We start from the raw sequence: 14,530 nt of genomic DNA on the forward strand, positions 1-14,530 counted from the left end.
GTGCAGCCCCGGGCCCGCCGCGGGACGACGGCCGGGGCCGTTGCGCACCTCGACGAGCAGCCGGCTCGTCGAGTGGCACACCACGGACCCGGACGGGGCCGGGCCGCGTGCCTGGTGTGCCACTCGGCGCGGCGTGCCGGGGGTGCCGGGGGTGACGGCGAGGCGCACCGTCACGTCCGAGCCGGGCGCGTGCTTCGCCGCGTTGGTCAGCGACTCCTGCACGATCCGGTACCCGGCGAGGTCGACCGGGGCGGGCAGCGGGGCCGCACTGCGCCCGTCGCGCAGGACGGGGGACAGGCCGGCGGAGCGGGCCTCGTCGAGCAGGGTGTCGACCTCGGACAGCCGGGCGGGCGCTCCGGGCGGGTCGGCGGTGTCGCCGTCGCGCAGCAGCCCGATCATCGTGCGCATCTCCCCGAGCGCGGCGACGCCGGAGGACCGCACCGTCCCCAGCACCCGCCGGACCAGCGCGGGGTCGGCGCCGGGCTGCAGTGCCGCCTCGGACTGCAGCGCGATCGCCGACAGCCGCCCGGCGACGACGTCGTGCAGGTCGCGGGCCATCCGGGCACGTTCCGCGGCGACGGCGGCGTCCCGCTCCCGGGCCGCCGTCCGCTCCGCCGCGACGGCCCGTTCCCGCTCGACGGCCGCGAGGTCCCGGAACCGGCGCACCTCCAGCCCCCAGACCAGCGGGAGCCCGACCACCAGCGTCAGGTTGAGCACGGCGTAGGTGCCGGTGCGGGTGCCCGCCACGAGCAGCGCGGCGACACCGAGGACGGTGGCGACCCCACCGGCGGCGACGGCCACCGCCCGCGCGGTGCGCCGTGGCGGGAACACCACGGCGCAGTAGAGCAGGTCGGTGAACACGAGCACCGTCCCGATCTCGGTGCGGCCGCCCAGGACGGGGCCCGCGACCAGGGCCGCCGTGCCGACCAGCAGGCCGGCGGGCACCGCGATCCGGCGCACCGCCGACGCGGCGCAGCCCAGCCCCATGACCAGCAGCGACGCCGTCGTCGCCCCGGTGTCCGCGCCCCACCAGGTGATCCCCGCGTCGGGCAGCGCCCAGATCAGCAGCAGCCCGACCACGAACCACACCACGCCGGTACCGGCGTCCCGCAGCACCGACGGTGCGCCGCCGTCGCGGTTCACCAGGTACGTGATCACACCCCATCCCAGCACGCCCGGCGCCCGCGCGGCGTCCGTCGAAGGTGGTACGCGCGGATCGGTCGCACGCCGGACGCGTCACCGCGGCCGGGTCGGCACGATCACCGGCCATGGGGGAGTCCTTGTTCGCCGAGCCGCTGCTGTGGCTGATCGTCGGTGCCGAGATCGGGTTCTGGGTGTTCCTGCCGGCCGGGCTGGGGGCGCGCTACGTGCTGCGCCGCCGGGGCCTGGGGGCGGTGCTGCTGCTGGGGGTGCCGCTGATGGACCTCGTGCTGGTCACCGCCTCGACGGTGGACCTCGCGACCGGCGGCGCACCGTCGCGGGTGCACGGGCTGGCCGCGCTCTACCTCGGGATCACCGTCGCATTCGGGCACTCGCTGGTGCGGTGGGCCGACGTCCGGGGCGCCCACCGCTTCGCGGGCGGCCCGGCACCGGTGCGCCCGCCCCGGGGCGGGGTCGCCCGGACGCGGTACGAGTGGCGCGAGTACGGCAAGGTCGTCGCCGCCTGGGTGGTCACGGCGGCGGTGCTGGTCCTGCTGTCGGTGGCCGGCGGCCGCGCGTTCCCGGCGCCGGGCGCCTGGCCGGAGGACCCGATGTGGTCCTGGCTCGCGACGGCGTCGCTGGCCGCCGGGATCTGGTTCGTCGTGGGGCCGCTGTGGGCGACCGTCTTCCCCGGCAGCAGGGACCGGGAGCGCACCGGTGTCCGGTGACCGCCTCGCCGCCCCGGACGTGCTCCGTGGCCTCGCGATCGCCGGGACCTTCGCGACGAACGTCTGGGTGTTCGCCGACCCGCGCGGGCCGGGCGCGGTGTTCGCCGGGTTCGCCGGGGGCTGGTGGCTCGACACCGCGCTCCGCGCCGTCGCGAACGGGAAGTTCCTCGCGCTGCTCACGCTGCTGTTCGGGATCGGGATGGAGCTGCAGTACCGCTCGGCGGTGCGCCGCGGCCTGCGGTGGCCGGGCCGCCACCTCGCCCGCGCCGCGATCCTGTTCACCGAGGGACTGCTGCACTACGTGCTGGTCTTCGAGTTCGACGTGCTGATGGGCTACGCGACCGCCTCGGTGCTCGTCGCGTGGCTGGTGGGGCGGTCGGCGCGGGTGCGGGTGGCGGCCGCCTGCGTCGCCGGGGCGGTCACGGTGCTGCTGGTGGGCGGTGCGACCGTCGCGACGGCCGGGAGCACCGGCGCAGACGTGCCGCTCCCGCCGTACCCGGCGACCTGGACCGGGCAGGTGGCCGCACGGCTGGCCGACCCGCTGCTGTACCGGGTCGAGCTGGCGCTGATCGTCCCGTCGGCGGTGGTGCTGTTCCTGGCCGGGTCCGCGCTGCTGCGCGCCGGGCTGTTCGACGCCGGTGCGACCACCCTGCGCCGACGGATGATCGGCACCGGGGTGGCCGGCGCGCTGCTCACGGTGCTCACCACGCTGGGCGGTGACCCGTGGTTCCTCGTCGAGCGCTACCTGGTCGCCCCGCTGGTCGCGCTGGGGCTGCTCGGCCTGGTCCCGGAGGTCCTGGCCCGGCTGCGCGGCCCGGCCGGTCCGGTGCGGTGCGGGCTCATCGCGCTCGGCCGGACCGCGATGAGCTGCTACGTCGGCCAGAACGTCGTGGCCGCGGTGCTGTTCGGCGCCTGGGGGCTCGGCGTGGCCGGGGCGCTCGCCGGTGTCGCGGCGCCGCTGCGGACCGGGGCGGTGGTCGGGATGTGGGTCCTCGTCGTCGCCGGGTCGGCCGCGGCGGCGGGGTGGTGGCTGCGCCGCCACGACCGCGGGCCGCTGGAGGCACTCACCCAGGCCCTGCTCAGAGGTCGATCACCAGCCAGCCGCCGTGGTGCTCGGACACCGTGAACGGATGGCCGGTGCGCTCCCCGATCCGGGTCAGGACGCGCTCGTCGAAGACCCGGACGTGACCCCAGGCGGGGTTCGGCTCGTTCTCGAACGGGACGGCGACGACCACCCGTCGCCGGGCCAGGCGCAGCATCTCGACGACGACCTCGTCGCCGTCGGACTCGGACAGGTGCTCGACGAGGTGCACGGCGAACACGGTGTCCGCGCAGCCGTCGGGCAGGGCGACGGCACGCGCGTCGGCGACGTGGGTCTCGACGTCGGCGCCGAGCTGCGGCGCCATCCGGGTCAGCAGCTCGACGGTGCCGCCGGTCAGGTCGGTGGCGGTGACGCGATGGCCGTCGCGGGCCAGCTGCAGCGACAGGAAGCCGAAGCAGCAGCCGAGCTCCAGCACCTCCTCGCCCAGCACGAGGGAACGGGCGCGGGCGTGCACCGGCGCCATCTCGGCGTTGGTGCCGCCGGGCTCGGGCTCACCGGCCAGCGCGTCGAGGGTGTTGCGGTAGAAGGCGAGCCACGCGTCGTCCGGGAGGTCGGGGTCCTTCGCGGCGCTCGCGACGCAGGCGACGAACGCCTCCTCGAAACGCTCGGCCGGCAGGATCCCGGGCTGCACCAGGGTGCGGTCCAGCCAGCCGGCGAGGTCGTTGGAGAGCCGGTCGGTTCCGATCATGGATCGCTCCTGTGCGTGCGGGGGCCCGCTCCACGCTAGGCGGTCACGGGCACGCCGCACCACGTCCGACGGCCGGGGCCCTCCCCGTCCGGACGGTGGGGCGGGCTCCGGTGTCGGTCGGATGCTCAGGCGCCCTGGGCGGCGAGCAGCCGGGCCTTCAGCGCGGCGTCCTTGTTGACCGGGTCGTGGGCGCCGTCCGGGGTCGTCCCCGCGGCGACGGCGATCGCGTTCATGGTGCCGACCATCCGGCACAGGTGGGCGATGCGGCGCTCGTCGGCGTCGACGGGCGGGGCGCCGTCGAGCAGGGCCAGGGTGCGGTTCACCCAGATCACCTCGGCGTGCATCCCGGCCTCCTCGAGCACACCGCGCAGCCGCAGGCCGATCTCGCGGCGGGACAGCCCGTTCCAGCTCTCGAGGGTGCGGGCATCGAGCGGGAACAGCAGGTCCCGGTCGCGCAGGTGGATCAGCTCCAGGGCGTGCGCACGACCGTAGGCGCAGTACATGCACCCGTTCACCAGGGAGATCGTGAGCCCGGCGAGGTGGGTGCGTACGGGGCCCAGCACGCGCAGGGTGACCAGGAAGCGCGGGAAGTTGGCCGCGAACCAGCGCAGCGCGGGCCCGCTGCCCATCGTGGCGACCATCGCCGGGATCACCCCCGGCGTGTAGCCCCACAGCGCGGTGCATACGCGACCGACGATCCGGAGGACCGCTCCGTCACCGTCCGACATCCGGCCCTCCTTTCCGAAGGGGACGCCTGATCGTACTCCGGGCGGCCCCTGCAGCGGCGCGAGATCGGCCGATCGGCCCAGCCGGGGTTATCGGTGCGTCGGGCGGCGGCCCGGTGGGGCGGATAGCGTCCGGTCATGGCTTCCGTACCCGCCGTCGTGGCGCCCCGACCGCTGTCCGTCGACGACCCCGAGTGCCTCGTCGACGCCGAGATCGAGGTCGGTGCGCCCGGCCCGCACGACCTGCTCGTCGACGTCCGCGCCGTCTCGGTGAACCCGGTGGACGGCAAGGTCCGTTCGTCGTTCGACCCGGCCGACGGGCCGAAGGTCCTCGGCTTCGACGCCGCGGGCGTCGTCGTCGAGGTGGGCGACCGGGTGCAGGGGTACGCCCCCGGCGACGAGGTCTACTACGCCGGCGCGATCGACCGGCCCGGCAGCAACGCCCACCGCCAGCTCGTCGACTCCCGCATCGTCGGGCGCAAGCCGTCGACCCTGGACTTCGCCGCCGCGGCCGCGCTGCCGCTGACCTCGATCACCGCGTGGGAGTGCCTGTACGACCACCTGCGCGTCACCGCCGACACCACCGGGACGCTGCTCGTCGTGTCCGCCGCGGGCGGGGTCGGGTCGATGGTCCTGCAGCTCGGCCGGCGCACCGGGCTGACGCTGGTCGGCACCGCCTCCCGCACGGAGTCCGCGGACTGGGCGCGGCAGATGGGTGCGCACGCGGTCGCCGACCACCACGACCTCGTCGGCACGGTGCGCGAGGTCGCCCCGGACGGCGTGCAGTACGTGTTCTCGCCGGTGTCGGCGGGCAACGTCGAGGCCTACGCGGAGCTGATGACCCCGCGCGGGATCGTCGTCGCCGTCGACGAGCCGGAGGGCCTGGACACGCTCCCGCTGAAGACGAAGTCGCAGGCCTGGCACTGGGAGCTGATGTTCACCCGGCCGCTGTCGGAACCGGGCTCGACGGTGCAGCGGGAGATCCTGGACGAGGTGTCCCGGCTCGTGGACGCCGGGGAGCTGCGGACCACCGAGACGCGGCGCCTGCAGGGGCTGACCGCGGCGACGCTGCGGGAGGCGCACCGGCTCATCGAGTCCGGCGGCACCGTCGGGAAGATCGTGGTCGAGCGGTAGTGGACCCCCGGTGGGTGGTGCCGGTGCGGACACCGGCACCACCCACCGACGGGATCAGCGGCCGATCAGCTCGCCGGCCATCTCGTTCGTGGTCGCCTCGAAACCGGACAGGTCCCGGACCACGCGGACGCGGTCGCAGTACTCGGCGTAGGCGGGCAGGTCGCAGCGGCCGAGCCCCCACGAGTACCGCGGCTCCGGGGTCAGCCAGATCGTCTCCCGGGCCCGCCGGGTGATCTCGACGAACGCCTCCATGTTGGGGTCGTTGCCGTTCCCGCGGCCGTCGCCGAGCACCAGCACCGTCGTCCGGCGGGTGACCGCCGAGCCGTGGTCCTCCAGGAACTGGCCGAAGGCCAGGCCGTAGTTGGAGTTGGCGTCGACGTCGAGCTGGTCGCCCCCGAAGATCAGCCCGAGGGCGTGCTCGACGGGGTGGTCGGCGAACAGGTCGGTCACCTCGACCAGGTCGGCCACGAACGCGAACGAGCGGACCTGGCCGAACAGGTCCTGCAGACCGTGCACCAGGTGCAGGGTGAACCGCGCGGTGGCCCGGACCGACAGCGACACGTCGGCCAGCACCACCAGGCGCGGCTTGTCCTCCTGGCGCTGCACGGTGACCGGGGAGAACGGGACGCCGTCGTAGCGCATGTTCTTGCGCATGGTGCGGGCCGAGTCGATCCGGCCCCGGGGTGAGACCCGCCTGCGGTGCGTGAGCGCACCGTGCAGCGACTTGGCCAGCCGCCGCAACGAGTCCTCCAGCTGCATACGCTCGGTCTCGCTCGCCCGGTCGACCTCGGCGACGCGTTCGGCGTCGTCGTGGCCCTCGACGATCCGCTGCTCGATCGCGAGCAGCTTCTCCAGGTGCGCCTTGAGCAGCTCCGGGAGGTTGTCGAGCACTCCGGTGAGGCGCCGGCGCAGCGCAGCGGCGTCGTCCTCGGTGCCCTGCTCCTCCTCCGACAGCCGGTCCTCCTCGGAGTTCAGCCAGCCCAGCAGCGCGTCCTGCTGGGCGACCGAGAGGTCGGCGTCGACCTTGGTGCCCTGCTGCTGGGAGATGTCCCCCGGCTGTCCGCCGCCGGAGAACCGGTCGGTCTCGATCTGCACGCGCTGGCCCTCGGTGGCGTCGCCCGCCTGCTCCTTGGACAGCACGATCTCGTCCGTCATCGAGGCCATGTCGATCTTGTTGGCCTCCTGGTGCAGGTTGTACTGCTCGGCCAGGTCCTCGGGGTCGAAGAACTCCTTGATGTCGACCGGGGCGCCGTGGTCGTGACCCTCCTGAGGGGTCTCCGACGGCTCCTCGGACAGCGTGAAGTTCTCCAGCGGGGTGTCGTCGGACAGATCGCCGTGTCCGTGGCCGTGCCCGTGGCCGGTGTCCGCCTCGCCCACCCTGACCAGGGCGAAGAACAGGTCGAAGACCTCGTCGAAGGTCGCCTCGTCACGCCGGTCCTTGATCAGCGCGATGCGCAGCGCCTCCTTGAGCACCGCCTTGTCGGACAGCACCCCGGGCTGGGCGGCGCAGGCCATCGCGTCGAGCGCCTCGGACACCGAGATGCGCACCGACCGGATCCGCAGCAGCCGGACGAAACGGTGGATGCTCGCTTCCACTCCGGACCCCGATCAGACCGGGCGCTTGCGGGAGCCGCCGAAGGAACGGGTGCCCTGGCCGGGCGAGACCTTCCGGATCGCCGACGGCGGCGGCGCGACCCCGCCGGGCAGGCCGCCGTAGATACCGCCGTGCCGTCCCGCCTGGTCCTTCGCGGCCCGCTTGGCGCGGCCGTCGACGTCGCCGTCGTCGTGGTCGTCGTCCACGCGGGCGGCCGGAGCACTCGGGGTCCGGGCCGCGGGCTCGTCGTGGTCGTGGTCCCCGTCGTGGCCGTGCCCGTGCCCGTGGCCGTGTCCGTGGCCGTGCTCGGTGACCACGGCGTTCGGGTCGACCAGCCGCGGCAGGGCGTCCAGGGCCTTCTTGACGTCCTTGTCGTACTTGACGACGACCGACACGGTGTCGGACAGGATCTGTGAGTTCAGCTCGTCGACCCCCAGCACGGCCAGGGTGCGGGCCCAGTCGATGGTCTCCGAGATCGACGGCGACTTGCGCAGCTCCAGCTCGCGCAGCCCGCGCACGACGTTGACGAGCTCCTCGGCCAGCTGGTCCGACAGCCCGGTCTTCTTCGACCTGACGATCTCCAGCTCGCGGGAGGCCGACGGGTAGTCGAGGAACAGGTGCAGGCAGCGGCGCTTGAGCGCGGCGGCGAGGTCGCGGGTGTTGTTCGAGGTCAGCAGCACGTACGGGCGCTGCTCGGCGACGAAGGTGCCGATCTCGGGCACGGAGATCTGGAACTCGCCCAGGGTCTCCAGCAGGACGGCCTCCAGGGCCTCGTCGGCGCGGTCGACCTCGTCGATCAGCAGCACGACGGGCTGTTCGGAGCGGATGGCCTCCAGCAGCGGGCGCGGGGCGAGGAAGCGCTCGGAGAAGAACACGCTCTCCTGGGACCCGATGCGGTCGACCGCGGAGGCGAGGTCGGGTGCGTCCTCGACGAGCTGCCCGATCTTCTCGCGGAGGATCTGGGTGTACATGAGCTGCTTGCCGTAGTCCCACTCGTACAGGGCCTTGGTCTCGTCCTGGCCCTCGTAGCACTGCAGGCGCAGCAGCCGGCGCCCGGTGGCGACGGCGAGCATCTTCGCCAGCTCGGTCTTGCCGACCCCGGCGGGCCCCTCCAGCAGCAGCGGCTTGTCCAGCCGGGTCAGCAGGAACACCGTCGTGGCCAGGCGGGTGTCGGCGATGTAGCCCTGCTCCCGCAGGGTCTCGATCACCTGGTCGACGGACTCGAACGGACCGGTCGAGGCGACGGCGTCCGCCGCCTCGGTCACAGTGGGGACGACAGCCTCGGACACGCGGATATCTCCTTCGCGGGCCGCACCGGCTCTGGTGCGGAGAGAGCGGGGCCGCAGCCAGCGGGCCCACCCACCCGAGTATCACCTCGGATGGCTGGGCCCGCTGGTGCGACGGTGGACGTACTGACCTGCGGATCAGGTCAGCAGGTCGTCCAGGTCACCGTTGATGGAGTGGTCGACGACCGGGCGGACGGTCTCGAACGTGCACTCCTTCGGGTTGCCCGGGGTGCAGGCGTCGCCGAGGACGTGGTTGGTGATCCGGTCGACGTCGGCCGCGTCACCGACGATGGTGGGCGCGTTCTCGTAGAACTTGGTCGGGCCGGTGCCCAGCCGGTTCTTCGAGTAGGTGTCCTGCTTGACGTCGGCGAACTTCTCCGGGATGCCCACGTCGCGCAGCAGCCGGATGGAGGCGGCGAGCGCGGCGTCGGCGGCCTGCGGCTTGGTCATGCCGCGGGTGTCGACCCCCATCGCCTCGGCGATGTCGGCGAAGCGCTCGTACACGACGGGCATGTTGAACGCCCACACGCGGGGCAGCGCGATGGCGTTGTTCAGGCCGTGGTGGGTGTCGTAGAACGCCGACACCGCGTGGCTGATCGAGTGGATGATGCCGAGGCCACCGGAGTTGAACGCCTGGGCGGCGATGTACTGCGCGTACATCATGCCCTCGCGGCCGGAGAGCTCCTGGCCGTTCCAGACGGCCTTGCGCAGGTTCTGCGAGGTCAGCTTGATCGCGTGCAGCGCGTTGCCCAGCGACGGCTGGAAGTCCAGCCGCGAGACGTAGGGCTCCGAGGCGTGCGCGAGCACGTCGAACCCGCACTGCGCGGTGTAGTCGATCGGGCAGTCGTAGTAGAGCACCGGGTCGTCGATCGCCAGGGTGGTGACCGAGGCGTCGTCGAACGCGACGTACTTGTGCGGGTTGTCGGGGTCGGTCGTGGTGTCGGTGATGACGTAGGCCCACGAGGTCTCCGAGCCGGTGCCGGCCGTGGTGGAGACCGCGATGTGCGGCGGGTTGGCCGGGTTCTCGGACTTGTTGAAGCCCTCGAACTCGTTGACGTTGCGGCCGTCGTGCGCGACCGAGATGCGCGCGCCCTTGCAGGCGTCGTGCGAGGAGCCGCCGCCGATGGAGACGAACGAGTCGCAGTTGTTCTGCTGGTAGAGGCCCACAGCGTCCATGACGTTGTAGTCCTTGGGGTTCGACTCGACCTTGTCGTACAGCACGACCTCGAGGCCGTGGTACTTCATCGACTCGACGATCTTGTGGACGATGTCGGTGCCCCGCAGGCCCGACGTCATGACCAGGGTCTTCTTGAAGCCCAGCTTCAGGGCCTCCGGGCCGATGAGCTCGTGCGACCCCGGACCCATGAGCGCACGGGGGAACGGGTGGAACTCCTTGATGGGGAACGGCTTGAGCAGCTCGTCTACCTGCATGTCAGCCCTTTCTGAGGCAGGTGGATGGGTCGAGACCGCACGCTATGACCCCTGTGGCCGCGGGCACAGGGGTGATCGCCATTACCCCTCGGGAGACCGGGCAGGTTCCCCCTCCGAACGGAGGGGAGCAGGGTGAGGTCGCCCTCGACCCGGTCGCCGGGGAGGGCGTGGCAGTACTGCCAATGTATGGCAACAGGGACAGCTCGGCAACAGTCTGCACGGCCGGGGCCGCGGTAGTGTCGGCTCGCCGACGGTTCGTGCCGGTCCGATAACGGGCGTCACGAGGCAAGAGGGAACCCGGTGGGAATCCGGGACTGCCCCGCAGCGGTGAACGGGAACGACCGCCGTCAACAGCACTGGGAGCGATCCCGGGAAGCGACGGCCAGTAGGAGCGTGCAGTGCGCCCGTGAGTCCGAAGACCTGCCGCCGGTGCGTGCGCCGTCCGGCGTGCGCGGATCCGTGGCCTCGCGGGAGGGCCGGGCGGACGACCGGGCACCGTCGTGCCCGGCGGTCGCAGGCGCCCCGTGCCGGCGACGGGTCCTCCACCGCACTCGCGAGGAGAGAGGGCCGTGAGCATTCCTTCCAGCAGCACCATCGGCAGCACCGTCCTGGGGTACCCCAGGATCGGACCGGACCGGGAGCTCAAGCGGGCGACCGAGTCGTACTGGGCCGGGCGGACCGACGCGTCCGCACTACGCGACGTCGCCGCCGGGCTGCGCCGCGACACCTGGACCGGGCTGCGCGACGCCGGGCTCGGCTCGGTGCCGGGCAACACGTTCTCGTTCTACGACCACGTCGGAGACACCGCGCTGGCGGTCGGGGCGGTGCCGGAGCGCTTCGCCCGCGTCACCGACCCGCTGGAGCGGCTGTTCGCGATGGCCCGCGGCCGCACCGGCGCCCCGGCCTGCGAGATGACCAAGTGGTTCGACACGAACTACCACTACCTGGTCCCCGAGGTCGGCCCGGACACCCGGCTCGCGCCGGGCAGCCGCAAGGCCCTCGACGAGTTCTGCGAGGCCCTGCGCAGCGGGATCACCACCCGTCCGGTGCTGGTCGGGCCGGTGACCTTCCTGCTGCTGTCCAAGCCGGCCGGCGGCGCACCGGCGGGCTTCCGCCCGCTGGACCTGCTCGGACCGCTGGTCGAGGTCTACCGCGACCTGCTCGCCGAGCTCGCCGAGGCGGGAGCGGAGTGGGTGCAGCTCGACGAGCCCGCCTTCGCCGCCGACCGGACGCCGGAGGAGGTCGCGGCGCTGCGCCGGGCCTACGACCGGCTCGCCTCGGCGACCCGGCGGCCCAAGATCCTCGTCGCGTCGTACTTCGGGGAGCTGGGACCCGCCCTGCCCGCGCTCGCCGCCACGGCCGTCGAGGGGCTGGCGCTCGACCTCGTCGCGGGGGCCACCGACCTGGACGCCCTCGATGCGGGAGACCCGGCGGTCCCGGGGCTGGACCGGAAGGTGGTGCTGGCCGGCGTCGTCGACGGGCGCAACGTGTGGCGCACCGACCTGGACCGGGCACTGGCGACGGCGCAGCGGCTGGTCGGCGTGGCGGGGCGGGTCGAGGTCTCGACGTCGTGCTCGTTGCTGCACGTCCCCTACGACCTGACCGCGGAGACGGCTCTGCCCGGCGACGTCGTCGACATGCTGGCGTTCGCCCGGCAGAAGGTCACCGAGGTCGTGCTGCTCGGGCGGGCCCTGCGCGAGGGACCCGACGCGGTCGCGGCGGAGCTCGACGCCGCACGGGCCGTCCGGGAGCGGGTCGCCGCCACCGCGCGCCGCGACGAGCGGGTGCGGTCCCGGCTCGACGCGCTCGGCCCCGACCACTACCGGCGCAGTCACGGCGACGTCCGGGCGACGGTCCAGCGCGCGGCGCTCGGCCTGCCCGTCGTTCCCACGACGACGATCGGTTCTTTCCCGCAGACCGCGCAGATCCGGCGCGACCGGGCCGCGCACCGCTCCGGTGTGATCGACACCGGCACCTACGCCGAGCGGATGCGCCAGGAGATCGTCCGCGTGGTGCGGCTGCAGGAGGACATCGGGCTCGACGTCCTGGTGCACGGTGAGCCCGAGCGCAACGACATGGTCCAGTACTTCGCCGAGCACCTCGACGGCTTCGCCACCACCGAGCACGGCTGGGTGCAGTCCTACGGCTCGCGGTGCGTGCGCCCGCCGATCCTGCACTCGGACGTGTCCCGGCCCCGGCCGATCACGGTGGAGTGGGCGCGGTTCGCCCAGTCGCTGTCCGACGCGCTGGTCAAGGGGATGCTGACCGGCCCGGTGACGATCCTGGCCTGGTCGTTCGTGCGTGACGACCAGCCGCTGGGTGACACCGCCCGGCAGGTGGGGCTGGCCCTGCGCGACGAGGTAGGAGACCTGGAGGCCGCCGGGATCCGGATCATCCAGGTCGACGAGCCCGCGCTGCGCGAGCTGCTGCCCCTGCACGAGCGGGACCGGCCCGGGTACCTGGACTGGGCGGTGGACGCGTTCCGGCTGGCCGTCGGGGCCGTCGCCGACGCCACCCAGATCCACACCCACCTCTGCTATTCCGAGTTCGGCGAGGTGGTGGGGGCGATCGACGGGCTCGACGCCGACGTCACCACCGTCGAGGCGGCCCGGTCGCGGATGGAGGTGCTGGCCGACCTCGGACCGGGGGTCCCGCGCGGGCTCGGCCCGGGCGTCTACGACGTCCACTCACCCGAGGTGCCCGGCACCGACGAGCTGGTCGAGCAGCTCGGCGCGGCCCTGCGCCACATCGGACCGGACCGGCTGTGGGCCAACCCGGACTGCGGGCTGAAGACCCGCGGTGAGGCGGAGACGGTGGCGGCCCTGACCAACCTGGTCGCCGCGGCCCGCCTGGTCCGGGACTCGGCGACGACCGGCTGAGCCCGCGTCGCGACGCCCCGCGGCTCCCCGGCCGCGGGGCGTTGCTCACGCGCCATTGATTGAACAGATGATCAGATGTAGTCATATGGAGTGATCGCACGAAAGATGGCCGCGCTGCTCGCGGCCGCCGCCCTGGTGCTGACCGGTTGTGGTGCCGGCACCGGCGGCGCCGGGACCCCGGACCCGGCCGGTGAGCTGACCGTGGCCCTGCAGTTCCCGCCGCGCGCCGACTACGCCTTCGACGCCGACGACGGCGCCCGGCTGCAGTCCCTCGGCGTCGCCGAGACCCTGACCACTGTCGACGCCGACGCCCGCCCGGCGCCGATGCTCGCGACGGGCTGGGAGCAGCAGGGCAACGCCTGGCGGGTCACCCTGCGCCAGGACGTGCGGTTCCACGACGGCACCCCGCTCACCCCGGACGCCGTCGTCACGGCGTTGCGCTACGTCGCGGGCGTCGAGGCCCCGCCGCGGGCGATCCGTGGCATCGGCTTCGCCGTCGCCCCCGACGGCGCCGACGCCGTGCGGATCACCACCACCGAGCCCGACCCGGTGATGCCGCTGCGCCTGTCCAGCGGCAACCTCGGCATCCTCGCGCCCGCCGCCTACGCCGGCGGCGGGGCGCCGCGCTACCTGCGCACCGGGACCGGCCCGTTCGTGCTGGACTCGGTCAGCGGTGCCGACTCCGCGCAGCTGGTCCGCAACGACGACTACTGGGGCGAGCCGGCGGGTGCCGCCCGGGTCACCGTCCGCTACGTCGAGGACCCGCAGGCCCGCGCGCTGGCGATCCGGTCCGGCGACGTCCAGTTCGCCGAGGGCCTGCCCCAGGCCCAGCTCGACCAGGTCCGCTCGGCCGGGGCCGAGGTCGTCGAGTACCCCAATGCGCGCACCGTTCTGCTGCAGCTCAACCAGTCCGCGGCGCCGTTCTCGGACCTGCGGGTCCGCCGGGCCGTCACCGCGGCGATCGACCGCCCGGTGCTGGCCGAGCAGGTCCTCGCCGGGGGCGCCGCACCCGCGGCCGACCTGTTCGGCGCGGCCGTGCCCTGGGGCGAGACCGCGCCGCCGCCCGGGGCCGACGTCGCCCGCGCCCGGCAGCTGCTCGCCGAGGCCGGCTACACCGAGCAGAACCCGCTCACCGTGCGGCTGTGGACCTTCCCGAACCGGCCCGAGCTGCCCGCGCTGGCGAACGCGATCCAGGCGATGCTCGGTGCCGCCGGGGTGAAGGTCGACATCACCGTCGGGAACTACGAGGCCCAGGAGCCGAAGGTCCTCGCCGGTGACTACGACATGTTCCTCAACTCGCGCAGCTACCTGTCCGACTTCCCGGACGCGGCGAGCACGCTGACCTCGGACTACACCTGCGACGGCAGCTACGCCGTCGACCGGTACTGCAGCCCCGCCTACGACGCGCTGGTCGACCGGCTCAACTCAACCGAGGACCCGGCGGCCCGCCAACAGCTGTTCCGCGAGGCCGCCGCGATGCTGACCCGCGACGCCGTCGGCGTCATGGTCGTGCACCCGCGCAACACCGCCGTGCTGCGCGGCGCCACGGGCTTCGTCCCCGACCCGCTGCAGATCCGCCCGGTGCTGCCGCAGCTCTCCCCGACCACGGGGTGATCGGGCTCCTGCTGCGCCGGCTCGTCGTCGTCGGGCCGGTGCTGCTGGCCGCGTCGGTGCTGGTGTTCGCGCTGCCGCGGCTGGCCGGCGTCGACCCGGCGCGGGCGGTCCTGCGGGCCCGCAGCGCCGAGGCGGTGCCGGACCCGGTGACCGAGGCGCGGCTGCGTTCCTCGCTGGGGCTGGACGCGCCGGTCACCGAGCAGTACCTG

At 73.5% G+C, this 14,530-nt stretch carries 11 protein-coding genes, 1 pseudogene and 1 riboswitch; of the genes and pseudogenes, 6 read left to right on the forward strand and 6 right to left on the reverse strand.

Features of this window, described 5'->3' with window-relative positions; genetic code table 11:
* Positions 1–1,158 (reverse strand): histidine kinase (locus GTW08_RS33090; protein WP_161152658.1); only part of this gene is annotated, 1,158 nt, incomplete at its 3' end.
* Positions 1,159–1,268: 110 nt separating this feature from the next.
* Here GTW08_RS33090 and GTW08_RS25795 point away from each other — a divergent pair.
* Positions 1,269–1,868 carry a hypothetical protein gene (locus GTW08_RS25795; RefSeq protein ID WP_073576645.1) on the forward strand — a complete coding sequence of 200 codons (600 nt, stop codon included), beginning with the start codon at positions 1,269–1,271 and terminating at the stop codon, positions 1,866–1,868.
* Complete coding sequence (locus tag GTW08_RS32605; RefSeq protein WP_161152659.1) at positions 1,858–2,994, forward strand: DUF418 domain-containing protein; 1,137 nt, start codon at positions 1,858–1,860, stop codon at positions 2,992–2,994. Before GTW08_RS25795 ends, GTW08_RS32605 begins: the two co-directional genes overlap by 11 nt.
* Here the strand turns inward: GTW08_RS32605 and mftM are convergent.
* Positions 2,948–3,658 carry a mycofactocin oligosaccharide methyltransferase MftM gene (gene mftM, locus GTW08_RS25805; RefSeq protein WP_073576643.1) on the reverse strand — a complete coding sequence of 237 codons (711 nt, stop codon included), beginning with the start codon at positions 3,656–3,658 and terminating at the stop codon, positions 2,948–2,950. The genes GTW08_RS32605 and mftM overlap by 47 nt on opposite strands.
* 125 nt (positions 3,659–3,783) lie before the next feature.
* Positions 3,784–4,386 carry a hypothetical protein gene (locus tag GTW08_RS25810; protein WP_161152660.1) on the reverse strand — a complete coding sequence of 201 codons (603 nt, stop codon included), beginning with the start codon at positions 4,384–4,386 and terminating at the stop codon, positions 3,784–3,786.
* Positions 4,387–4,521: 135 nt separating this feature from the next.
* Here GTW08_RS25810 and GTW08_RS25815 point away from each other — a divergent pair, with 135 nt between their 5' ends.
* The gene (locus GTW08_RS25815; protein ID WP_073576641.1) at positions 4,522–5,517 is read left to right on the forward strand and encodes a zinc-binding alcohol dehydrogenase family protein; all 996 of its coding nucleotides are present in this window, start codon (positions 4,522–4,524) and stop codon (positions 5,515–5,517) included.
* A gap of 54 nt (positions 5,518–5,571) precedes the next feature.
* Here the strand turns inward: GTW08_RS25815 and GTW08_RS25820 are convergent, their stop codons facing one another.
* The 3 genes from GTW08_RS25820 to mdo form a co-directional block, all read right to left on the reverse strand.
* Positions 5,572–7,113, reverse strand: coding sequence for a VWA domain-containing protein (locus tag GTW08_RS25820; RefSeq protein ID WP_073576640.1), 1,542 nt, complete (start codon positions 7,111–7,113; stop codon positions 5,572–5,574).
* A gap of 12 nt (positions 7,114–7,125) precedes the next feature.
* Positions 7,126–8,400, reverse strand: a complete 1,275-nt coding sequence (locus GTW08_RS25825) for an AAA family ATPase (RefSeq protein WP_083658811.1) — start codon at positions 8,398–8,400, stop codon at positions 7,126–7,128.
* Positions 8,401–8,535: 135 nt separating this feature from the next.
* On the reverse strand, positions 8,536–9,828 hold the full coding sequence (gene mdo / locus GTW08_RS25830; RefSeq protein WP_073576638.1) for an NDMA-dependent methanol dehydrogenase: 1,293 nt from the start codon (positions 9,826–9,828) through the stop codon (positions 8,536–8,538).
* Between the two features lie 234 nt (positions 9,829–10,062).
* Positions 10,063–10,271, forward strand: a riboswitch (cobalamin riboswitch).
* Positions 10,272–10,397: 126 nt separating this feature from the next.
* Here mdo and metE point away from each other — a divergent pair.
* The 3 genes and pseudogenes from metE to GTW08_RS25845 all read left to right on the forward strand — a co-directional run.
* Positions 10,398–12,707 (forward strand): 5-methyltetrahydropteroyltriglutamate--homocysteine S-methyltransferase, encoded by a 2,310-nt coding sequence (gene metE, locus GTW08_RS25835; RefSeq protein WP_083658810.1) that lies wholly within the window; start codon positions 10,398–10,400, stop codon positions 12,705–12,707.
* Between the two features lie 90 nt (positions 12,708–12,797).
* Positions 12,798–14,321, forward strand: a complete 1,524-nt coding sequence (locus tag GTW08_RS25840; protein WP_073576637.1) for an ABC transporter substrate-binding protein — start codon at positions 12,798–12,800, stop codon at positions 14,319–14,321.
* Positions 14,318–14,530, forward strand: a pseudogene (locus GTW08_RS25845) (ABC transporter permease); the annotation flags it as partial. The gene GTW08_RS25840 and the pseudogene GTW08_RS25845, both read left to right, overlap by 4 nt.

The organism is Pseudonocardia sp. SID8383 (assembly GCF_009864975.1).
Classification (GTDB): Bacteria; Actinomycetota; Actinomycetes; order Mycobacteriales; family Pseudonocardiaceae; genus Pseudonocardia; species Pseudonocardia alni.

Coding starts and splice junctions, on each gene's coding strand:
- GTW08_RS25795 (WP_073576645.1), top strand. CDS start 1,269: ATGGGGGAGTCCTTGTTCGCCGAGCCGCTGCTGTGGCTGATCGTCGGT.
- mftM (WP_073576643.1), bottom strand. CDS start 3,658: ATGATCGGAACCGACCGGCTCTCCAACGACCTCGCCGGCTGGCTGGAC.
- mdo (WP_073576638.1), bottom strand. CDS start 9,828: ATGCAGGTAGACGAGCTGCTCAAGCCGTTCCCCATCAAGGAGTTCCAC.
- GTW08_RS25810 (WP_161152660.1), bottom strand. CDS start 4,386: ATGTCGGACGGTGACGGAGCGGTCCTCCGGATCGTCGGTCGCGTATGC.
- GTW08_RS25815 (WP_073576641.1), top strand. CDS start 4,522: ATGGCTTCCGTACCCGCCGTCGTGGCGCCCCGACCGCTGTCCGTCGAC.